Source organism: Streptomyces sp. NPDC043738, from assembly GCF_056436545.1.
Map to the genome: position 1 here is coordinate 101,070 of NZ_JBWKCJ010000021.1, position 20,532 is coordinate 121,601.

Annotated in this window: 19 protein-coding genes; 3 read left to right on the forward strand and 16 right to left on the reverse strand. The window is 72.8% G+C overall.

Features of this window, described 5'->3' with window-relative positions; translation table 11 throughout:
- Positions 1 to 53: 53 nt before the first annotated feature.
- Positions 54 to 749: a transglycosylase family protein gene (locus AC0680_RS25565; protein ID WP_478632853.1), complete on the reverse strand. Its 696-nt coding sequence runs from the start codon at positions 747 to 749 to the stop codon at positions 54 to 56.
- A gap of 284 nt (positions 750 to 1,033) precedes the next feature.
- Between AC0680_RS25565 and AC0680_RS25570 the strand changes: the two genes are divergently transcribed.
- The gene (locus AC0680_RS25570) at positions 1,034 to 1,843 is read left to right on the forward strand and encodes a hypothetical protein (RefSeq protein ID WP_478632855.1); all 810 of its coding nucleotides are present in this window, start codon (positions 1,034 to 1,036) and stop codon (positions 1,841 to 1,843) included.
- A 118-nt stretch (positions 1,844 to 1,961) separates the two neighbouring features.
- Positions 1,962 to 2,306, forward strand: a complete 345-nt coding sequence (locus AC0680_RS25575; protein WP_478632858.1) for a hypothetical protein — start codon at positions 1,962 to 1,964, stop codon at positions 2,304 to 2,306.
- Between the two features lie 78 nt (positions 2,307 to 2,384).
- On the opposite strand, the gene der is transcribed toward AC0680_RS25575, so the two are convergent.
- The 5 genes from der to aroH all read right to left on the reverse strand — a co-directional run bounded on the left by der (position 2,385) and on the right by aroH (position 6,898).
- Entirely contained in the window at positions 2,385 to 3,845 is a 1,461-nt protein-coding gene (der, locus tag AC0680_RS25580) for a ribosome biogenesis GTPase Der (RefSeq protein WP_478632860.1), read from the reverse strand.
- 95 nt (positions 3,846 to 3,940) lie between these two features.
- The gene (locus AC0680_RS25585) at positions 3,941 to 4,528 is read right to left on the reverse strand and encodes a lysophospholipid acyltransferase family protein (RefSeq protein WP_478632947.1); all 588 of its coding nucleotides are present in this window, start codon (positions 4,526 to 4,528) and stop codon (positions 3,941 to 3,943) included.
- Positions 4,529 to 4,635: 107 nt separating this feature from the next.
- Positions 4,636 to 5,367, reverse strand: coding sequence for a (d)CMP kinase (cmk, locus tag AC0680_RS25590; protein WP_468980110.1), 732 nt, complete (start codon positions 5,365 to 5,367; stop codon positions 4,636 to 4,638).
- 86 nt (positions 5,368 to 5,453) lie between these two features.
- Positions 5,454 to 6,539 carry a prephenate dehydrogenase gene (locus AC0680_RS25595; protein ID WP_478632863.1) on the reverse strand — a complete coding sequence of 362 codons (1,086 nt, stop codon included), beginning with the start codon at positions 6,537 to 6,539 and terminating at the stop codon, positions 5,454 to 5,456.
- Entirely contained in the window at positions 6,536 to 6,898 is a 363-nt protein-coding gene (aroH, locus tag AC0680_RS25600) for a chorismate mutase (protein ID WP_478632865.1), read from the reverse strand. The genes AC0680_RS25595 and aroH overlap by 4 nt, the downstream gene beginning before the upstream one ends.
- Positions 6,899 to 7,133: 235 nt before the next feature.
- Between aroH and AC0680_RS25605 the strand changes: the two genes are divergently transcribed.
- Complete coding sequence (locus AC0680_RS25605; protein ID WP_478632867.1) at positions 7,134 to 7,865, forward strand: nucleotidyltransferase domain-containing protein; 732 nt, start codon at positions 7,134 to 7,136, stop codon at positions 7,863 to 7,865.
- A 13-nt stretch (positions 7,866 to 7,878) separates the two neighbouring features.
- Here AC0680_RS25605 and AC0680_RS25610 read toward each other — a convergent pair whose 3' ends face one another.
- The 10 genes from AC0680_RS25610 to AC0680_RS25655 all read right to left on the reverse strand — a co-directional run bounded on the left by AC0680_RS25610 (position 7,879) and on the right by AC0680_RS25655 (position 20,329).
- Complete coding sequence (locus AC0680_RS25610; RefSeq protein WP_478632870.1) at positions 7,879 to 8,925, reverse strand: ADP-ribosylglycohydrolase family protein; 1,047 nt, start codon at positions 8,923 to 8,925, stop codon at positions 7,879 to 7,881.
- A gap of 124 nt (positions 8,926 to 9,049) precedes the next feature.
- Positions 9,050 to 10,180, reverse strand: a complete 1,131-nt coding sequence (locus AC0680_RS25615) for a pseudouridine synthase (RefSeq protein WP_478632872.1) — start codon at positions 10,178 to 10,180, stop codon at positions 9,050 to 9,052.
- On the reverse strand, positions 10,180 to 10,881 hold the full coding sequence (scpB, locus tag AC0680_RS25620) for an SMC-Scp complex subunit ScpB (protein ID WP_478632874.1): 702 nt from the start codon (positions 10,879 to 10,881) through the stop codon (positions 10,180 to 10,182). Before scpB ends, AC0680_RS25615 begins: the two co-directional genes overlap by 1 nt.
- The gene (locus AC0680_RS25625) at positions 10,878 to 11,957 is read right to left on the reverse strand and encodes a segregation and condensation protein A (RefSeq protein ID WP_478632876.1); all 1,080 of its coding nucleotides are present in this window, start codon (positions 11,955 to 11,957) and stop codon (positions 10,878 to 10,880) included. Before AC0680_RS25625 ends, scpB begins: the two co-directional genes overlap by 4 nt.
- A gap of 181 nt (positions 11,958 to 12,138) precedes the next feature.
- Positions 12,139 to 12,795: a hypothetical protein gene (locus tag AC0680_RS25630; protein ID WP_478632878.1), complete on the reverse strand. Its 657-nt coding sequence runs from the start codon at positions 12,793 to 12,795 to the stop codon at positions 12,139 to 12,141.
- A complete protein-coding gene (locus AC0680_RS25635) occupies positions 12,792 to 13,808 on the reverse strand; it encodes a ParA family protein (RefSeq protein ID WP_478632881.1) in 1,017 nt (338 codons plus the stop codon). The genes AC0680_RS25630 and AC0680_RS25635 overlap by 4 nt, the downstream gene beginning before the upstream one ends.
- Before the next feature lie 492 nt (positions 13,809 to 14,300).
- The gene (gene ald / locus AC0680_RS25640) at positions 14,301 to 15,416 is read right to left on the reverse strand and encodes an alanine dehydrogenase (protein WP_384439701.1); all 1,116 of its coding nucleotides are present in this window, start codon (positions 15,414 to 15,416) and stop codon (positions 14,301 to 14,303) included.
- 168 nt (positions 15,417 to 15,584) lie between these two features.
- Positions 15,585 to 17,768, reverse strand: a complete 2,184-nt coding sequence (locus AC0680_RS25645) for a tetratricopeptide repeat protein (protein WP_478632884.1) — start codon at positions 17,766 to 17,768, stop codon at positions 15,585 to 15,587.
- 171 nt (positions 17,769 to 17,939) lie between these two features.
- Positions 17,940 to 18,566, reverse strand: a complete 627-nt coding sequence (locus tag AC0680_RS25650) for an NUDIX domain-containing protein (protein WP_478632887.1) — start codon at positions 18,564 to 18,566, stop codon at positions 17,940 to 17,942.
- A 107-nt stretch (positions 18,567 to 18,673) separates the two neighbouring features.
- Positions 18,674 to 20,329 carry a CTP synthase gene (locus AC0680_RS25655; protein WP_384439624.1) on the reverse strand — a complete coding sequence of 552 codons (1,656 nt, stop codon included), beginning with the start codon at positions 20,327 to 20,329 and terminating at the stop codon, positions 18,674 to 18,676.
- Positions 20,330 to 20,532: the final 203 nt, after the last annotated feature.

Here is a 20,532-nt window from a genome sequence, read left to right on the forward strand (position 1 = left end):
ACCGCGAAACGGGGTTCCAGGTTGGGGGCTTTCGCCAAGATGTTCCAAAAGAGTTAGGGCATCGGTAGCGACAGCAGGGAACCTTCGGGCCACAATTCCCATCCCTCCTCCGAGGCCGCATGCTGGTGCTGCCCCTTGTGCCCGTGGGCGGCCGGTCCGGGAAGCACCAGCCTGGTGCCGACCCGCAGCCGGTTCGGGTTGCCGCCCACGAGCGCCCTGTTGGCCTTGTAGAGCGCCCGCCAGCCGCCCTTGACGTGGTGGGTGCGGGCGATCTCGCCGAGCGTGTCCCCGCGCCGCACGACGTAGGTACGGGCCTTGGCGAGCAGGCCGTAGCGCCTGGCGCACACGGGCCAGGCGCCCCAGCCCTGGGCGGCCTGCACCTTCTTGGCGATGTGGATCTGCTCGTCGCGGGTGGCGAGGTCGGCCCGCCGCGCGTAGCGCAGTCCGCCGAACGCCTCCCAGGTGGGCTGCCAGAACTGCAGGCCGCCGTAGTAGCCGTTGCCGGTGTTGGTGCGCCAGTCGCCGCTGCTCTCGCACTCGGCGAGGCAGCCCCAGGGCCACTGGTCGTCGGCGCAGGCGTGACGTTTCTTCGCGCCGCCACCGCCGCCACCGTCGCCACCGCCACCGCCGTCCGGCCCCGCGCCGGCGACGGCGCCACCTGGGAGGCACAGGAGCACGGCCGCGGCCACCGCGGTGAGCAGCCCCGCGGATCCCATGCGGCGCCGCGGCGCCGAAGAGTTGTCCGACATAGCCGGTGACGCTAAGCAGCCGTCCGCCGCCGACCGTCGCGCCGCGCCCTCCACGCCCCGGTCCCACCCGCTCCGGTGTACAAAACGCCGCCAACTGCGCCACGTTCTACACGAAAGCTGGCGGTAAGTGACCGGTTCCTGGGCGCCTTTCCTTGGTTTTCCGCTGTGCGGGGATTGGTTCGATTCTGTTCCCGTCGTCGCGTGACTCCTGCCGCAGGTCACCCGTTGTCCTTGTACGAGCCGGGAGACCGCCCGGCAGACGCACAGAGATCGAGGAGCCACCCGTGCCGCGCATGCTCGACGTCAGCGACGACGTTCGCGCCGAGATCGGCGACGAAGAAGCCGACCGCCTGCTGGCCGGTGGCGACGCCCCCGGCAGCTACGACTGCACCTCCTGCCGCACCCCGGGCGACAGCGAGCAGGAGCGCACCAGCACCGTCCTGTTCGTGGGCGAGGAGACCGCGGTGCTCGCGTTCGCCCACGCCACATGCATCCCCTCGCAGGTCGTCCCGGTGTCGGAGGAGCAGCTCCAGGGGGCCGTGCGCTCCATCACCGGCGAGGACCCCGCCCCCCGTACCCCCGGACCGGACACCGCGCCGACCGGACCGGCCCCCACCAACGAGCGCCAGGCGACCCTCGGGATCACCTGCGGTCTGGTGCTGATCGAGAACGATCTGCGCCCCGCCCTGGTGGTCGAGCCGGACGGCCCGATCGCCCGCCCCGGATCCGCCGGCCTGAGCGACGACTTCCTTCCGCTCCTGATGGAGCAGGGCTTCCAGCCGGTGAAGGACATGAACCGGCTCCCCACCCTCAACCCTGGCTGGTCCGCGCTGCTGGCCATGGGCAAGCTGCACGCCGTCCTGCAGCCCGGCAGCGCCGGCAGCCAGGCCGCCTGGTGGCAGGCCCATCAGCCGCTGGCGGTCTCCGACGGCTGGCGCACCGCCGCCAACAAGGCCCGGACGGTCCTGATGTACGCCGCACCGGCGGGCACCATCGGCCATCAGCCCCGTGAGGACCTGATGCGGCAGGCGCTGGAGGAGGCCGCCGCGCAGGACGCCCTGGTCGCCGCGGCGATGCCGCTGGCGGGCACCTGACCTTCCCGTGCCACCCGATCGCGGGGGCAGGACCGCCGATTCGGCCGGTCCGCCCTCGCGATCAGCCATTTCCACAGGAAAGCCGCATCCCGCGGCCATCGGGGTCGTTGGCACATACGTGCACGCATACGACCCCTCCTCCCGCGCCCCGTACTCCCACCAGATCCCCGGCATGCGCCCGTCGCACGACCACGGGCCGACGCACACGACTGACCGCGGCTCGGCCACGCCGATCTATGACGCGCTGTACGCCGAGTACCGCCGCTCCTTCCGGGCCCTGCCCGGGGACCGTTCGGACGAGCCGGAGACCTCGGAGACGCTGCGCGGCACGGGAAACTGGGGCCGTACGACGGCCTCCACGGGCCACTGGGAGGTCGTGGGCCGACAGCCGTACCACCCCCCGCGCGGGCACGTCCCGGCGCTGCCCCCCGGACAGCGCGACGGCCGCCAGCACGGCCGCTGAGCCCCTCCCGGGCCGGCGTCCCGCCAGGCGGCCGCTCCGGCGCCCGGGGCGTCCCGGTCGGCCGGGACGCCCCGCTCGCTACTTCTTCTTGGTGCGCTTCTCGCGCACCCGCACCGAGATGTGGATCGGCGTCCCGTCGAAACCGAACTCCTCGCGCAGGCGGCGCTCGATGAAGCGGCGGTAGCCGGCCTCCAGGAAGCCGGAGGCGAACAGGACGAAGCGCGGGGGCTTGGTGCCGGCCTGGGTGCCGAAGAGGATGCGGGGCTGCTTGCCGCCGCGGATCGGGTGCGGGTGGGAGGCCACGATCTCGCCGAGGAAGGCGTTCAGCCGCCCGGTGGGGATGCGGGTCTCCCATCCGGCCAGCGCGGTCTCGATCGCCGGGACCAGCTTCTCCATGTGGCGGCCGGTGCGCGCGGAGACGTTCACCCGCATCGCCCACGGGACCTGGACGAGGTCCCGCTCGATCTCGCGCTCCAGGTAGAAGCGGCGCTCCTCGTCGAGGGTGTCCCACTTGTTGTAGGCGATGACCAGGGCGCGTCCGGCCTCCACGGCCATGGTGATGATCCGCTGGTCCTGGACGCTGATGGACTCCCCCGCGTCGATCAGGACGACCGCGACCTCGGCCTTCTCCACGGCCGCCGCGGTGCGCAGCGAGGCGTAGTAGTCGGCGCCCTCCTGGAGGTGCACCCGGCGGCGGATACCGGCGGTGTCCACGAACTTCCAGGTCTTGCCGCCCAGTTCGATCATCTCGTCGACCGGGTCGCGGGTGGTGCCGGCCAGCTCGTTGACGACCACCCGCTCCTCACCGGCGACCTTGTTCAGCAGCGAGGACTTGCCGACGTTCGGACGGCCGATGAGCGCGATCCGGCGGGGGCCGCCGACGGTGGCGCCGAAGGTCTGCGCGGGCGCCTCGGGCAGCGCCTCCAGCGCGGCGTCGAGCATGTCGCCGGTGCCCCGGCCGTGCAGCGCCGAGATCGGGTGCGGCTCGCCGAGGCCCAGCGACCACAGCATGGCGGCGTCGGCCTCGCCGGACGGGCCGTCGACCTTGTTGGCGACCAGGACCACCGGCTTGCCGGCGCGGCGCAGCAGCTTGACGACGGCCTCGTCGGTGTCGGTGGCACCGACCTTGGCGTCGACGACGAAGACCACCGCGTCCGCGGCCTCGATGGCGAACTCGGCCTGCAGCGCGACCGATGCGTCGATGCCGAGCACGTCCTGCTCCCAGCCACCGGTGTCGACGACCTTGAAGCGGCGGCCGTTCCAGTCGGCCTCGTAGGTGACGCGGTCGCGGGTGACGCCCGGCTTGTCCTCGACGACCGCCTCGCGGCGGCCGATGATGCGGTTCACCAGTGTCGACTTGCCGACGTTGGGGCGGCCGATGACGGCGAGGACGGGCAGCGGGCCGTGGCCGGCCGCGGCGATGTCGCCCTCGACCTCCTCGAGGTCGAAGCCCTCCTGCGCGGCGAGCTCCATGAACTCCGCGTACTCGGCGTCGCCAAGCGCACCGTGCTCGTCGCCGGTGGGGATCTGGTCGTTCATGAAGTCCGTTCCTCACGCATTCAATGTGCGGCTGCCGCCGCGTGGTCTTCGTGAGTAGTGGGCCGCTCGTCCGCGGTCCACTACTCAAGTGTGGGTCAGCGCCCGGTCAGGCGCCGTGCCTCGGCCAGGTGGGCGGTGAGCCGCTCCTGGATGCGCACCGTCGCCTCGTCGAGTGCCTTGCGGGTGCGCCGCCCCGTGCCGTCGCCCGCTTCGAAGGCATCGCCGAAGACGACGTCGACACGGGCCCGCAGCGGCGGCACGGCCGACGTCAGCCGGCTGTGGCGGTCCTTGCCGCCGAGCACCGCCACCGGCACCACCGGCGCCCCGGAGCGCACCGCGAAGTACGCCAGGCCCGCCCGCAGGGAGGCGAAGTCGCCCTCGCCGCGAGTGCCCTCCGGGAAGATCCCCAGCACCCCGCCGCGCTCCAGCACCCCGAGCGCGTCGGTGATCGCCTTGCGGTCGGCGGCGGAGCGGTCCACCTTCAGCTGCCCGATGCCCCGCAGGAACGGGTCCAGCGGGCCGACGAAGGCTTCCTTCTTGATCAGGAAGTGCACCGGCCGGGGCGCGGTGCCCATCAGCATCGGGCCGTCGATGCCGTGCGAGTGGTTGACGGCGAGGATCACCGGGCCGGACGACGGCACCCGCCAGGCGCCCAGCACCCGCGGTCGCCACAGGCCGTACATCAGGCCGATGCCGATCCGCCGGCCGACCGCGGCACCCGCGGCGCTCGGGATGCCGGACCGCTGCCCGGCCCCGGCGCCGGCCGCGCTCGGCGCCCCGCCCCGGTCGGTCACCGCGCGAGTCCCGCCTTTTCGGCGCTGACGCCCTCGATGAGGGTGACCACGCACTCGATGACCTGCTCCAGCGTCAGCTCGGTGGTGTCCACCTCGACCGCGTCGTCGGCCTTCGCCAGCGGGGAGGTCTTGCGGGAGGAGTCGGCGGCGTCCCGCTTGATCAGCGCCTCGCGGGTGGCGGCCAGGTCGGTGGCCTCCTTGCCCTTGAGCTCGCCGCTGCGGCGGGCCGCCCGGGCCTCCGGGGAGGCGGTCAGGAAGATCTTGAGGTCGGCGTCCGGCAGGACCGTGATGCCGATGTCCCGGCCCTCGACGACGATGCCGCGCGGCGCCGCGGCGGCGATGGAGCGCTGCAGGTCGGTGATCAGGGCCCGCACCTCGGGGACCGCGCTGACGGCGCTGACCGCGGCGGTGACCTCCTGGGTGCGGATCGGGCCCGCCGCGTCCAGACCGTCGACCGTGATGGTCGGGGCGGCCGGGTCGGTGCCGGAGACGATCACGGGCTTGGCGGCGGCGTCGGCCACCGCGGTCGCGTCCTGGACGTCGATGCCGTTGCTCAGCATCCACCAGGTGATCGCGCGGTACTGGGCACCGGTGTCGAGGTAGCCGAATCCCAGCTTGGCGGCGACGGCCTTGGACGTGCTGGACTTGCCCGTGCCTGCGGGGCCGTCGATGGCGACAATCACTGCAGCCGGGGCGGTCCGAGCGGCGGTTTCCACGGTGACGAACACCTTTCTTGTTACACGGGGCGGGGGTCCAAGGCCATGAGGGCCTCGCACAAGGTTACTGGCTCACCCGCACGGCGCCGTCCACGGTCTCATTGCCGGATGGACCAGCCCCGCTCCCGCAGCTCCGCGGTCAGCCCCGGCACCGCCTGCGGCTCGACCATGAGCTGGATGAAGCCCGCCTGCTGACCGGTGGCGTGCTCGATGCGGACGTCCTCGATGTTGACCCCGGCGCGGCCGGCATCGGCGAAGATCCGGGCCAGCTCGCCGGGCTGGTCGCCGATGTAGACCGCGACGATCTCGTACGCGGCCGGGGCGGCGCCGTGCTTGCCGGGGACCCGCTCGCGCCCGGCGTTGCCGCGCCGCAGCACGTCCTCGATACCGCCGGCACCGCTGCCGCGCTTGTCCTCGTCGGCGGACTCCAGGGCACGCAGGGACCGTACGGTCTCGTCCAGATCGGCGGCGATCTCGGCGAGCACGTCGGCGACCGGGCCGGGGTTGGCGGACAGGATGTCGATCCACATCGCCGGATCGGAGGCCGCGATCCTCGTCACATCCCGGATGCCCTGGCCGCACAGCCGGACGGCGGTCTCGTCGGCGCCCTTGAGGCGGGCGGCGACGAGGCTGGACAGCAGCTGCGGGGTGTGCGAGACCAGGGCCACGGCGCGGTCGTGGGCGTCCGCGTCCATCACCACGGGGACGGCCCGGCACAGCGCGACCAGCTCCAGGCCGAGGTTGAGCACCTCGGTGTCGCCGTCGCGGGTGGGGGTGAGCACCCAGGGGCGGCCCTCGAAGAGGTCGGCGGTGGCGGCCAGCGGGCCGGAGCGCTCCTTTCCGGCCATGGGGTGCGTGCCGAGGTAGCCGGTCAGATCGCAGCCCATCGACTCCAGGTCGCGGCGCGGGCCGCCCTTGACGCTGGCGACGTCGATGTACGCGCGGGCCACGCCGCGCCGTATGGCGTCGGCCAGCGCCGCCGCGACATGGGCCGGCGGCACGGCCACGATGGCCAGGTCGACCGGCCCCGGGGGCGCCTCGGCGACGCCCGCGCCGAGCGCGGCGGCCGTCAGGGCCTGGGCCTGGTCGTGGTCCTCCAGGAAGACCTGCACGCCCCGTGCGTTGAGCGCGAGGGCGGCCGACGTGCCGATCAGGCCCGTTCCGATGACGAGTGCGGTCCTCACTGCGCGACGTCCTTTCGCAGCGCCCTGGCCGCGCCGAGGTAGACGTGGGCGATCCCGGCCTTGGACAGGTCGGTCTCGACATGGGCGAGCACCCGCACCACCCGCTCCATGGCGCCGGTGACGGCCAGCTCCTGGGCGCAGATCAGCGGGACGTCGGTGATGCCCAGGGCGCGCGCGGCGGCCGCCGGGAAGTCGCTGCGCAGATCCGGGGTGGCGGTGAACCACACGCTGATCAGGTCGTCCGCGAGCAGCCCGTTGCGCTCCAGAATGGCGGTGAGCAGCTCGCCGACCTGCTCCTGCATATGCTCGGCGTCGTCCCGCTCCAGCTGGACGGCCCCGCGGACCGCTCGTACCGCCACGTCACTGCTCCCCTTGCGTCGTGTGCCGCGTTCACGCACCTGTGCACGCACTGATCAGCGTAACCAGCCGCACTGACATTCCGTACACGACGGGTGACCGTACAGCGGGCCGGGAGGGCGGTGCACGAGTGCGGCGACCGTCCGTGCACCGGCGGTGGCCGGTCGGGGCACCGGCCCCGCACCCGGCGCGCAAACCTGGTGACACATCGCCCCTCCCCCGGTCACAATCGCCGCCATGTCCGCAGCCACCGGCCAATCGGGCCACTCACTGGTCGCCGAGCACACCATCTACGCGTGCGTGATGGGCTCGCGCGCCTTCGGGCTGGCCACCGCGAGCAGCGACACCGACCGGCGCGGGGTGTACCTCGCCCCGACCAGGCTCTTCTGGGGCTTCGAGAAGCCGCCGACCCATGTGGAGGGGCCCCGCGAGGAGGAGTTCTCCTGGGAGCTGGAACGCTTCTGCCAGCTGGCGCTGCACGCCAACCCCACCGTCCTGGAGTGCCTGCACTCCCCCCTCGTGGAGCGCCTCGACGGCACCGGACGGGAGCTGCTCGCGCTGCGCGGGGCGTTCCTGTCCCGCCAGGTCCACCGCACCTTCGCCGGCTACGCCACCGGGCAGCTCAAACAGCTGCGGGCCGATCTGCGACGGCACGGCGCGCCCCGCTGGAAGCCCGCCATGCACCTGCTGCGTCTGCTGGCCTGCTCGCGGGATCTGCTCCGTACGGGGTCGCTGACGCTGGACGTCGGCGGCGACCGGGAGGAGCTGCTGGCGGTCCGGCGCGGCGAGGTGGCCTGGGACGTGGTCGAGCGGCGGATGGCGCGGCTGTCCGAGGAGGCCGAGGCGGCGGTGTCCGGCTCACCGCTGCCGGCCGAGCCGGACCGGGCCCGGGTCGCGGATTTCCTGTTCCGGGCCCGGCGGGCCTCGGCCCTTGGCCAAGGGGGGTCCTCGGCGTCCGGGGCCGCCTGACGGGCCCGGGGTCTCAGGCGTCCCAGGCCGCCCCGAGTGCCAGCAGCTCGTCGCGGTACTCGATACGGGCGGCCCACTCCTCGGGCCAGGCGCCGGCACCGAGGTGGGCACCGGCGAAGGCCCCGGTGAGGCAGGCGATCGAATCGGAGTCGCCGGAGGTGCAGGCGGCCCGGCGCAGCGCGGTGAGCGGCTCGTCGGGGAAGAGCAGGAAGCACAGCAGTCCGGTGGCCAGCGCCTCCTCCGCGATCCAGCCGGCGCCGGTGGCCAGGCAGGGATCGGCCTCGGTGTCCGGTGCGGCGAGCGCCGCCTCCAGCCGGTCCAGGACGCCCAGGCACTCGTCCCAGCCGCGGGCGGTGAACGCGGTGGGCGACGGGTCCTGGCCGCGCCGCCACAGATCGCCGAGCCAGTCCTCCCGGTAGACGGTGCGCCGCCCGTGGGCGTACGCGCGCAGCAGGCCGGGCAGCTCGGCGGGCCGGGCGCCGTCCGCGAGGGCGCGCACCGCGCGGGCGGTCAGATCGCTCGCGGCCAGCGCGGTGGGGTGGCCGTGGGTCAGCGCGGACTGCAGTTGGGCGGCGCCGGAGCGCTGCTGCGGGGTCAGCCCCGGCGCGAGGGCGACGGGCGCGACCCGCATGTTGGCGCCGCAGCCCTTCGACCCGATCTGGCTGGCCTCGGCCCATGGCCGGTCCGGGTCGCTGAGCAGCTCGCAGGCGCGCAGGCAGGTGCCGCCCGGCGCCCGGTTGTTGTCGGGCGAGCGCCACCAGGCGACGTACTCCTCGCGCACCGGGCGTACGAGGCGCTCCGCAGCCGGCTCGCCGCCCGCCATGGCCGTACGCAGCCCGCGCCCCAGCGCCAGCGTCATCTGGGTGTCGTCGGTGACGAACGCGGGGTCGGGCAGCGCCATCCGCCGCCACGGTCCGCACTTGGCCAGGATGGCCGGCACGTCGTTGAACTCGGTGGGAAAGCCGAGCGCGTCACCGAGCGCCAGCCCGATCAGCGTGCCGGTCGCCGCCGACTTGGACCCCGCGCCGCCCGTGGACCGGGCCGCCCCCGTGTACCGCATGAAAAACCACCCCTTAATCGTCATGGTGACGTTAAGGGGTGGTGGGGCGGAGGCGCAAGGGCGGCCCCGGCACGCCGGGAGTCGCCCGCGGGGCCCGATGGCGGACCCCGGCGGCGAAAGACCCCTACAGCTCCACCTCGCGCATCAGCATGCCGACCTCGGTGTTGGTCATCCGGCGCAGCCAGCCCGACTTCTGGTCGCCCAGCGCGATCGGGCCGAAGGCCGTCCGCACCAGCTTGTCGACGGGGAAGCCGGCCTCGGCGAGCATCCGGCGCACGATGTGCTTGCGTCCCTCGTGGAGGCTCACCTCGACGAGGTAGTTCTTGCCGGTGTTCTCCACGACGCGGAAGTGGTCGGCGCGGGCGTAGCCGTCCTCCAGCTGGATGCCGTCCTTGAGCTGCTTGCCCAGGTCGCGCGGGAGCGGGCCCTGGATGGCGGCCAGGTAGGTCTTCTTGACGCCGTAGCGCGGGTGCGTCAGGCGGTGCGCCAGCTCACCGTGGTTGGTGAGCAGGATGATGCCCTCGGTCTCGGTGTCCAGCCGGCCGACGTGGAACAGCCGCGTCTCGCGGTTGGTGACGTAGTCGCCCAGGCACTGGCGGCCGTCCGGGTCCTCCATCGTGGAGACGACACCGGCCGGCTTGTTCAGCGCGAAGAAGAGGTACGACTGGGTGGCGACCGTCAGGCCGTCGACCTTGATCTCGTCCTTCTCCGGGTCGACCCGGACGCCCTGCTCCGTGACGATGCGGCCGTTGACCTCGACCCGCGCCTGATCGATCAGCTCCTCGCAGGCCCGCCGCGAGCCCATACCGGCCCTGGCCAGCACCTTCTGCAGCCGCTCGCCCTCCTGGTCCCCGAAGGTCTTGGGGGTCTTGACCTGCGGCTTGTTGTGCCGGGCGCGGTTGCGCTCCTCGACCTGGGCGTCGTACTCGCGCGGACGCGCGGGCGCCTGGCCGCGGCCGCGCTGGGGACCGCCGCCCTTGCCGCCCGGACGGGCTCCCTTGGAGGCGGCGCCCGTACGGGGGCCGCCCTTGGCGCCGCCGCGGGCCGCCGCGCCCCGGCTGCCGCCGCCCCGGCGCTCGTCCTTCCGCTCCGAGGAGCCGCCGGCCCCGCCGGTGCCACCGGTGCCGCCCACGTCGTAGCGGCGCTCCTCAGGGCGGGGGCGGCCGGAGCGCTGCTGCTTCTCGTCCTTCTTGTTGCCCGCGCCGCGGTAGTTGCCGCGCCCGCTGTCCCTGTTGTTCCTGCCGCTGCTTCGCATCAATGATCCGTCTGAGAGTCGCCGCTGTCGTCTACGTCGAACGACGGGATACCTTCCGCGGAGTCACCCTCGACCGCGTCCGCCTCCGGGAGGAACGGTGCGAGCTCAGGGAGCTCGTCCAGGCCGCGCAGGCCCATCCGCTCCAGAAAGTAATTCGTCGTCCTGTACAGGATCGCACCTGTTTCAGGTTCCGTCCCCGCCTCCTCCACCAGGCCGCGCTGGAGGAGCGTGCGCATCACACCGTCACAGTTGACCCCGCGAACGGCCGAGACACGGGAACGGCTGACCGGCTGACGGTACGCGACCACGGCCAGAGTCTCCAATGCGGCCTGCGTGAGCCGGGCCTGCTGGCCGTCCAGGACGAAGCTCTCCACCGCGTCCGCGTACTCGGCACGGGAGTAGAAGCGCCAACCGCCGGCCACCAGGCGGAGGTCGAATCCGCGGCCCTCGCGGGCGTAGTCGTCGGACAGCTCGCGCAGCGCGACCGCGACCGCGCGCCGGGTCCGCTGCAGCACCCTGGCCAGGTGCTCCTCGGTCGCCGGCTCGTCGACGACCATCAAGACGGCCTCCAGGGCGGGCTTCAGCGCCAGCTCGGCGACGCCCAGCGCCCCCGCCGGCGCCTCGGAGTCCGTCTCGCGGCCGCCGCCGTCCGCACCGGCCTCGGTGATGTCGTACGCCTCGCCACCGGCCGTGCCGCTCATGCCCGCTCCTCTTCCGCTCTTTGCCCGCCCCGCTCCGCCTCCAGGGCGCGCTGCGACGGTTCCTGGTCGAACTCGTCGGTGACCACCGGCTCGGCCCCCTCCGCGCCCGTCCAGCGCACCGTCAGCGCCCCCAGGGCCTCCTCCTGGTCCAGCACCACCACCCGCTCCCGGTAGAGCTCCAGCAGGGCCAGGAAGCGCGCCACGACGGTCAGGGTGTCCGGCGCGTCCGCGACCAGCTCCTGGAAGGTGGTCTCGCCCGCCTCCCGCAGCCGCGCCGTCACCACCTCGGCCTGCTCGCGCACGCTCACCAACGGGGCGTGGATGTGATCGACGTAGACCTGTGGCTTGGCCTTGGGCTGCATCGCCTTGACCGCGAGCCCGGCGAAGCCCTCGGCCCCGATGCTGATGACGACCTCGGGCAGCAGCTCGGCGTGGTGCGGCTCCAGTCCGACCGTACGGGGGTGGCGGCGCGCCTCGTCCGCCAGCCGGCCGCTGAAGATGTCCGCGATCCGCTTGTAGGCGCGGTACTGCAGCAGCCGGGCGAAGAGCAGATCACGGGCCTCCAGGAGCGCGAGGTCCGCCTCGTCCTCCACCTCGGCCGCGGGCAGCAGCCGGGCGGCCTTGAGATCCAGCAGCGTCGCCGCGACGACGAGGAACTCGGTGGTCTGGTCCAGGTCCCAGTCCGGCCCCATGGCCCGGATGTGCGCCATGAATTCGTCGGTCACCTTGGACAGCGCGACCTCGGTGACATCCAGCTTGTGCCGGGAGATCAGCTGCAGCAGGAGATCGAAGGGGCCCTCGAAGTTGTCGAGACGCAGGGTGAAGGTCGTGTCGCCGCCCTCGGGGGGAGCCTCCTCGGAAGCGGCCGCCACCGGGGGCTCACGCCCGGCCTCGGTCTCGTCCACCGGCTCCGGCGCAGCCGCCGGCTCCGATGCCTCCGGCGCCACGGGCGCCTCGTCCGCAACCGGCGCCTCGTGGACGACAGGCGCTTCGTCCGCCACCGGCCCCGCACCCGGCCCGCGCCCGAGAGGTCTGCGGGCGCGGGGCGCGGGGGTGTCGTCGTTGGTCGTCGGCATCGCGGTCCATGGTGCTGCGGTCCCGTGCCGGGGGCGACGGGCTGGTCACGCGCGGGATGACCCGCGAAGAAGGCAGGCTATCCCGCGTCGCCCGCGCGGGGGCCGTCGACCGGCCCCGACGCGGCCGAGCCCCACCCGACGAGACGTTTTTGCACCGCGGCGGCACCGCCCGGGTGGCGCCTCAGCGGCCGCGGAGCCGCCGTACCAGGATGCTGGCGTCGCCCCGCGACTCCAGGTCGGCGAGGACGACGGCGACCGCCTCGCGGACGATCCGGCCGCGGTCGACGGCCAGGCCGTGCTCGCCGCGCAGCACCAGGCGGGCGTGTTCCAGGTCCATGAGCTCCTCGGCGGAGACATAGACGGTGATCTTCTCGTCGTGCCGTTCCCGGCCGCTGGGGCGGCGGTTGGCGCCGCGGCCGCCTCCGCGACGGCGGCCCTGGCCACCGGCCTGCACGGCGGCCGCGGCGGCGTCCGGACCCGACGGGCCGGACTGGCCCGCCTGGGCCCGGTGGCCCTTGGCGCCGTCACCGTCCGCCTCGCGGCCGCTGTGCTCGGCCGGGGGCGCGACCGCGGGCACCCGGGGCGGGGTGGCCGGTCCGCCGTCGCCGGCCGTCGCCGGGGTGTCCTGGCCGCCGCTGCCGGAGCGCCGCTGCCGGACGGCGGTGGCCGCCTCCGGCGTCTCCGACGCCGGTTCGGGCTCGCCGGCCGGCGCGGGCACGCGGGTCGCCTCGCCGTTGGCCGCGGCCGCCGGACCGTTCGTGGTGCGACGGGGGCTGGAGGGCTGCAGCCCCACTCCCCCGGTGGTACGGAACAGTTCGTCGGCTCCCGGCAAACTCACTCGGCGTGACACCGGGCGAGCACCTCCCTGGCGAGCTGGCGATAGGCGGCGGCACCGACGGAGTTGGAGGCGTACGTGGTGATCGGCTCGCCCGCGACCGTGGTCTCGGGGAAGCGGACCGTACGGCCGATGACGGTGTGGTAGACGTGGTCGTCGAAGGCCTCGACGACGCGCGCCAGCACCTCGCGGCTGTGCACCGTACGGGAGTCGTACATCGTCGCCAGGATGCCGTCCAACTCCAGGTCGGGGTTGAGCCGCTCCTGGACCTTCTCGATCGTCTCGGTGAGCAGCGCGACACCGCGCAGCGCGAAGAACTCGCACTCCAGCGGCACGATGACCTTGTGAGCCGCCGTCAGCGCGTTGACGGTGAGCAGGCCGAGGGAGGGCTGACAGTCGATCACGATGTAGTCGTAGTCGGCCAGCAGCGGCTTCAGGGCGCGCTGCAGGGTCGACTCGCGGGCGACCTCGCTGACCAACTGCACCTCTGCCGCTGACAAATCGATATTGCTGGGCAGCAGGTCCATGTTGGGGACCGCGGTCTTCAGGAGCACCTCGTCGGCCGACATGCCCCGCTCCATGAGCAGGTTGTAGACCGTCAGGTCGAGCTCCATCGGGTTGACGCCGAGTCCGACCGACAGGGCACCCTGCGGGTCGAAGTCGACGAGCAGCACCCGTCGTCCGTATTCGGCGAGTGCGGCACCCAGGTTGATGGTCGAGGTGGTCTTGCCGACCCCGCCCTTCTGGTTGCACATCGCGATGATTTTCGCCGGGCCGTGCTCCGAGAGCGGGCCGGGGATGGGGAAGTAGGGGAGCGGGCGTCCGGTCGGGCCGACGCGTTCACGGCGCTGGCGCGCGGCGTCCGGCGCAAGCGTCGCGGCGTATTCGGGGTCCGGCTCGTACTCCGCGTCCGGATCGTAGAAGTGCCCCTCGGGCAGGTCGTCGTAGTCGGCGAGACGGGCGGGTTCTCCACTGCCCCGGTCGCCGGCCATGGCGTTCACGTGATGGCCGTCCATACTCTGGTGGGCTGTCGTGGAAATGCTCTGGTGCGTTGCGAAGGTGTGGACCGCTACGGAGCCGACAGCCTCGAGCCCCGAGGGACCCTGGCCCCGTGCAACCGCTCCTGGGTGACCACCTCCGGGAGTAAATGTCGACTCATTCACAAGTCGTCTTACCTCCTTGGACGTGACCAGGAAACTTTATCGATAGGTCAGCGTGGCACCATGCCGACGGTTGGCGACTCTATGGCGTGTCGGGCGTCCGCAGCAACACAATCCACCGGACCCGGCACGATGTGTCGGTAACCGGACCCCCCGATGTCAAGGGCGCAAGCAGTATCGGACCGATGTTTCGGGGGTACGCGAATCGGTTAAAGGGTTACGTTCGCGGCGAGTTGAGAGACGACGTTCCGGAACGGCGCACCTCGCGCGGCGCACATGCGACCGGCCGGGCCCTGTCGCCAAGGCCCGGCCGGATGTGCAGCGTTGACACGCTTCGTTGACGCGACCTCAGCCGAGGAGGGTGCGCAGCTCGACGTGCTCGAGACCGTGGGCCTCGGCGACGGACTGGTAGACCACCTTGCCGTCGTGCGTGTTCAGGCCCTTGGCCAGCGCCGGGTCACGGCGCAGCGCCTCGACCCAGCCGCGGTTCGCCAGCTCCACGATGTAGGGCAGCGTGGCGTTGGTGAGGGCGTAGGTGGAGGTGTTCGGCACCGCGCCGGGCATGTTGGCGACGCAGTAGAAGACCGAGTTGTGGACCTCGAAGGTCGGCTCGGCGTGCGTGGTGGGACGCGAGTCCTCGAAGCAACCGCCCTGGTCGATCGCGATGTCGACAAGGACACTTCCGGGCTTCATCTTGGCGACGAGCTCGTTGGTGACCAGCTTGGGGGCCTTGGCGCCGGGGATCAGGACGGCACCGACGACGAGGTCGGCCTCGACGACGGCCTTCTCCAGCTCGTAGGCGTTGGAGACGATCGTCTGCACCTTGGTGCCGAAGATCTTGTCGGCCTCGCGGAGCTTGTTGATGTCCTTGTCGAGCAGGGTGACGTGGAAGCCGAGACCCACGGCGATCTGCACCGCGTTCCAGCCGGAGACGCCACCGCCGATGACGACGGCCTTGCCGGCGGCGACACCGGGCACACCACCGGGCAGCACACCGCGGCCGCCGGCCTGGCGCATCAGGTGGTACGCGCCGACCTGCGGGGCGATCCGGCCCGCGACCTCGGACATCGGGGCGAGCAGCGGCAGCGCGCGGCCGGCCGTCTCGACGGTCTCGTAGGCGATGGCGGTGGTGCCGGACTCCAGCAGCGCGTCCGTGCACTCCTTGGACGCGGCCAGGTGCAGGTAGGTGAAGAGCGTCTGGTCCTTGCGGAGGCGGTGGTACTCCTCCGCGATCGGCTCCTTGACCTTCAGCAGCAGGTCGGCGGTGCCCCAGACCTCGTCGGCGGTGCCGAGGATGGTGGCACCGGCGGAGACGTACTCCTCATTCGTGATGGACGAGCCGAGGCCGGCGTCCTTCTCGATGAAGACCTGGTGGCCGTGGCGGACGAGTTCGTTGACTCCGGCGGGCGTGATGGCCACGCGGAACTCGTTGTTCTTAACCTCGCGGGGGATGCCGACCTTCACGTCGATCACGGTCCTTGAATGAGAGGGTGCAGGAGGAATTATCCCCTCATGCGATGCATGACGGAACTGACCGCGCCGTACGCGGCCCAGCCAGTCTATTGAAGGACCTGCTCTTGTCTAGCCTTGCAAAGCATTAATTTCTGCCAGAGGCACTACCGATTTCGCAGGTCACTCCGGGTGATCTTCGAGGAGACGCTCCCCCACGGCGCGATGGACCCCTGCCGCTGCCGGGTCGCCGAGCCGTTCGAGGGTGTCCGCAATCCGTAGCTGGAGCGTCGCCTGAAGCCGTCCGTCGTCCGCTTTCCGGGCGGTTTCGAGGGCCTCCTGGCAGGTCCGCAACGCCTCCTCGGGCCGTCCCGCGCACTCCTGGACCCGGGCCACCTCCCCCATCGCCCGCGCCTGGCCGGCCGTCTCGCCGAGCCGGCGATGCGTCCTGGCGGCCGCCCGCCACTCCTTGAGCGCCTCGCCCCACCGCCCCGCGGAGACGTACACCCCGCCGATCCGGCCGTGCAGCCGCGCCGCCGCACCAGCCTCGCCGCGGGCGAGCCGCAGCTCCAGCGCCCGCCCGAACCAGTCGGCGGCCCGCTGCCAGTCGCCCAGTTCGGTGTACGTCTCCCCCAGCGACTCCAGCGCCCGCACGGTGGCCACCGGGTCCTTCACCGAACGGGCCGCCTCCAGCGCGCTCCGGTAGCGGGCGGCCGCCTGAGCGGTCCGGCCCGCCTGGCCGTCCAGATCGGCGAGGTTCAGCAGCGCGGCGGCCTTCTCGCGCGCCAGCCCGCGCCGCTCGGCGACCTGCAGGACGAGCCCGTGCAGCACATAGAGGTCGGGCGCCGCGGCCTTCGCCCCCCGGTGCGCGAGCAGCGTCCGGGTCAGCGCGGCCATCAACCGCCGGTCCAGGGTGTCCAGTTCACCGTCCGCGGCGGCGATCCGGGCGGCTTCGAGCAGCGCGCCGCGGCGGCTGCGCAGCCACTGCGCGGCGGCGCCCGGGGAGCTGAAGCGGAGCGAGCGGGGCAGCCCGGCGACCTGCTGGCGGGCGGGGGAACCGTCCGGCTCGCCCATCGCCCGGCACGACTGCAGCAGCCGTACGGTCCGCTCCAGCATCCGGGCACGGGCCAGCTGGACCTCGGCCGGCCGTTCGTGCTCCCGGAGCAGTTCGCGCACCAGCGCGTCGAGGCAGCCGGGGAGGCGGTACCGCGGGAGCAGCGCGGCGTCAGGCGTACGGGTGCCGGGGTCCGCGTCGTCCCCGGCGGCGACCGGCCGCAGCAGGCCGAGCGCGGCGAAGTCGCCCAGCGCCGTGGCCGCCGCGGCCACCGAGCAGCCGGCCAGCGCGGAGGCGATCTGCGCGTCCACGAGGCCGTCCGGTGCCAGGGTGATCAGCCGCAGTATCCGCGCGGCGGTCGGCGACAGCGCCGCGTGGGCGAGGTGGAAGGCGCGGAACAGCGGGCGGCCGCCGCTGGGCAGGTCCGCGGGCAGCGGGACGGCGTCCAGCGCCTGCCGCAGATCGGCGACCGAGGACTTGGGGCGGGCGGCGAGCCAGGCACCGGCCAGGACCAGCGCGGCGGGCTGGCCCCCGCACAACTCGGCGACGCTCTCGGCGGTCCGCGGGTCGACGGTGATCCGGGTCGGTCCGGCGTAGCGGGCGAGGACCTCGACGCAGGCCGCGCTGTCCAGGCCCCCCAGGGCGCACGGCCGGACGTCCGGAATGCCGGTCAGCGGCCCCTGCGAGACCACCAGCACCAGGCAGTCCGGGGCGTCCGGCAGCAACGGCTCGACCTCGTCGGCGCCCGGGGCGTCGTCGAGGAACAGCAGTGCCCGGCGCCCGGCGAGCGCACCGCGCAGCCGCTCGGTCAGCTCGTCGTCCGCGGCGCCCGGCGGCGCGTCCTCGCCGAGGTCGGTCAGCAGGTCGCGGGCGGTGCGCCCGGTGTCGGCCGGCCGCGCGCCCGGCCCGGTCAGCGTCGCCCGCAGCACCCCGTCGGGGTAGCCGCCGGCCAGCTCGCGCAGCAGTTCCTCGGCGAGCGCCGTACGGCCGGAGCCGGGGCGGCCGGCGATCAGCAGCACCCGGCTGCGCGCGCCCTTGCGCCCGGAGAGGGTGTCCAGACCGGCCCGGGCGATGTCGGCGCGCAGCTCCTTGAGCTCACGGCGGCGGCCTGCGAACCCCGTGGCCGGCCGCGCGGCCCCGGGTCCGCCCTGCTCGAAGGGGGTGGCGGGCTTGGGGAGCGGTGCCGGGACGGCGGGGCGGGCGGGGGCATCGTTCCGACGGGGCCCGGCATCCGGCCGGCCCGGTACCGCCGCGCAGGGCACACCCGCCGCCTCCGGCGGGAGGTGCTCCCCGCCCACCGCCTGATCCGTCACCGGTCACGCTCCGTCCACCTGCGCGTACGAGCCCGCCCGCGAGCGCGGACGGGGTCGCCGTCGAGCGTAGTTCACGCCCCGTCACGTCCCGTGCGGAGCACGTCGGTTGGGTCACCCGATCGGATCGGCGGATCATCCGACCGGTACGCGGCCGGGTCGGGCGGCCGGCGCTCAGGCCTCGAAGGGACGGGCCGGCCACGGCGCGTCGGCCGGCCGCAGCGCGTCGAGCCCCGCACCGCCCTCGGCGGCGATCAGCGCCAGCACCCCCACCACGAGGCAGTTGTTGTGCAGCTCACCGGCGAGCACGCCACGCACCAGCTCCTCGCGCGGCACCCGCGCCAGCTCCATGTCGGCCTCCTCCTCGGAGACCTCGAACCGCTCCCCCTCGGCCTCGGACAGATCGCGGGCCAGGAAGATCCGCACCGCCTCGTCGCAGCCGCCGGGCGTGGTGTAGACGTCGGTCAGCACCCGCCAGTCCTCGGCCTTGACGTGCGCCTCCTCGTACAGCTCGCGCTGCGCGGCGTGCAGCGGGTTCTCACCGGGAACGTCGAGCAGCCCGGCGGGGATCTCCCAGAGCCTGTGGCGTACGGGGTGGCGGTACTGGCGCAGCACCAGCACCCGGCCCTCGCCGTCGAGGGCGAGTACGGCCACGGAACCGGGGTGGACCTGGTAGTCGCGGGTGACCGTGGTGCCGTCCGGCATGACCACCTCGTCGGTGCGCACGCTGGTCTTGTTCCCGGTGAACGGCGTCGTGGTAGCGGTGACCGTCCACTCCTCCGGGGTGTCCTTGATCGCCATGGCGCGACGTCCTCTCTGTATGTGCACAAGCTCGACCAACGCAGAAACCGGGGCACGACCTCCAGAAGGAGGCCGTACCCCGGCAACCGTATCGGCCGCTGTTCCGCTTACTTCGCGGCGCCCGTCTTCCGCGCGACCGCGGCCTTCACCAGCCCGGCGAAGAGCGGGTGCGGGCGGGTCGGGCGGGAGCGCAGCTCCGGGTGCGCCTGGGTGGCGACGAGGTAGGGGTGCGTCTCGCGCGGGTACTCGACGTACTCGACGAGCTTGTTGTCCGGCGACGTGCCGGAGAACTGCAGCCCGGCCTTCTTCTCCAGCTCACCGCGGTAGGCGTTGTTGACCTCGTAGCGGTGGCGGTGGCGCTCCTCGACGTACGGCTGGTCGCCGTAGACCTCGCGGACGATCGAGCCCTCGGCCAGCTTGGCCGGGTACATACCGAGCCGCATCGTGCCGCCCATATCGCCCTCACCTGCGACGATGTCCATCTGCTCGGCCATCGTGGAGATCACCGGGTGGGCGGCGGCCGGGTCGAACTCGGTGGAGTTGGCACCCTCGATACCGGCCAGGTTGCGGGCCGCCTCGATGACCACGCACTGCAGGCCCAGGCACAGGCCCAGCAGCGGGACGCGGTTCTCACGGGCGTAGGTGATCGCGCCGACCTTGCCGTCCACACCGCGGTCGCCGAAGCCGCCGGGGATGCAGATCGCGTCGCAGTCGGAGAGCTGGGCCGCGGCGCCGCCCGGGGTCTTGCAGTCGTCCGAGGCGACCCACTTGACCTTGACCCGGGCCTTGTTCGCGAAGCCGCCGGCCCGCAGCGCCTCGGTGACCGAGAGGTAGGCGTCGGGCAGGTCGATGTACTTGCCGACCAGCGCGACCTTGACCTCGTGGTCGGGGTTGTGGACGCGGTCGAGCAGGTCCGCCCACTGGGTCCAGTCCACATCGCGGAACGGCAGGTCCAGCTTGCGCACGACGTAGGCGTCCAGTCCCTCGGCGTGCAGCACCTTGGGGATGTCGTAGATCGACGGGGCGTCGATGGCGGCGACCACCGCGGCCTCGTCCACGTCGCACATCAGCGAGATCTTGCGCTTGATGGCGGTGGGCACCTCGCGGTCGGCGCGCAGCACGATCGCGTCGGGCTGGATACCGATGTTGCGCAGCGCCGCGACCGAGTGCTGGGTCGGCTTGGTCTTCAGCTCACCGGACGGGCCGATGTAGGGGAGCAGCGAGATGTGCACGACGAAGACGTTGTCCCGGCCGACCTCGTGGCGGACCTGGCGGACGGTCTCCAGGAACGGCAGCGACTCGATGTCGCCGACCGTGCCGCCGACCTCGGTGATCACGACGTCGACGTCCTCGGTCGCCATCCGCCGGATGCGGTGCTTGATCTCGTTGGTGATGTGCGGGATGACCTGCACGGTGTCGCCGAGGTACTCACCGCGGCGCTCCTTGGCGATCACGGTGTTGTAGACCTGGCCGGTGGTCACGTTCGCCGAGCCGTCGAGGTCGACGTCGAGGAACCGCTCGTAGTGGCCGATGTCCAGGTCGGTCTCGGCCCCGTCGTTGGTGACGAAGACCTCGCCGTGCTGGAACGGGTTCATCGTGCCGGGGTCGACGTTGAGGTACGGGTCGAGCTTCTGCATCGTGACCCGCAGGCCCCGCGCCTTCAGGAGGGCACCCAGGCTGGAGGCCGTGAGCCCCTTGCCCAGCGAGGAGGCGACGCCCCCGGTGACGAAGAGGTGCTTGGTCGTCGAGGATTTGGGCGGCATGGCCAAGAGGGAGCTCCCGTGGTCGCGAGGTGGAGAGGTGCGAGGCGGCGCCGTCCGGAGTTTTCAGGGGTGCCGTCGCTGCGGTTCGGGGGTTCTCGTGCCCACCGGTCCACGGGGTACCAGGCTATCAGCGACCGGCCATGGTCGCTCCCGGCCACGCAGCGGCAATCGTGCGCGGGGCCTACTTGACCGTGTCACGTGAC

Coding starts and splice junctions, on each gene's coding strand:
- AC0680_RS25565 (WP_478632853.1), bottom strand. CDS start 749: ATGTCGGACAACTCTTCGGCGCCGCGGCGCCGCATGGGATCCGCGGGG.
- der (WP_478632860.1), bottom strand. CDS start 3,845: ATGAACGACCAGATCCCCACCGGCGACGAGCACGGTGCGCTTGGCGAC.
- AC0680_RS25585 (WP_478632947.1), bottom strand. CDS start 4,528: ATGTACGGCCTGTGGCGACCGCGGGTGCTGGGCGCCTGGCGGGTGCCG.
- AC0680_RS25605 (WP_478632867.1), top strand. CDS start 7,134: ATGTCCGCAGCCACCGGCCAATCGGGCCACTCACTGGTCGCCGAGCAC.
- AC0680_RS25610 (WP_478632870.1), bottom strand. CDS start 8,925: ATGCGGTACACGGGGGCGGCCCGGTCCACGGGCGGCGCGGGGTCCAAG.
- AC0680_RS25615 (WP_478632872.1), bottom strand. CDS start 10,180: ATGCGAAGCAGCGGCAGGAACAACAGGGACAGCGGGCGCGGCAACTAC.
- scpB (WP_478632874.1), bottom strand. CDS start 10,881: ATGAGCGGCACGGCCGGTGGCGAGGCGTACGACATCACCGAGGCCGGT.
- AC0680_RS25625 (WP_478632876.1), bottom strand. CDS start 11,957: ATGCCGACGACCAACGACGACACCCCCGCGCCCCGCGCCCGCAGACCT.
- AC0680_RS25635 (WP_478632881.1), bottom strand. CDS start 13,808: ATGGACGGCCATCACGTGAACGCCATGGCCGGCGACCGGGGCAGTGGA.
- AC0680_RS25650 (WP_478632887.1), bottom strand. CDS start 18,566: ATGGCGATCAAGGACACCCCGGAGGAGTGGACGGTCACCGCTACCACG.
- AC0680_RS25655 (WP_384439624.1), bottom strand. CDS start 20,329: ATGCCGCCCAAATCCTCGACGACCAAGCACCTCTTCGTCACCGGGGGC.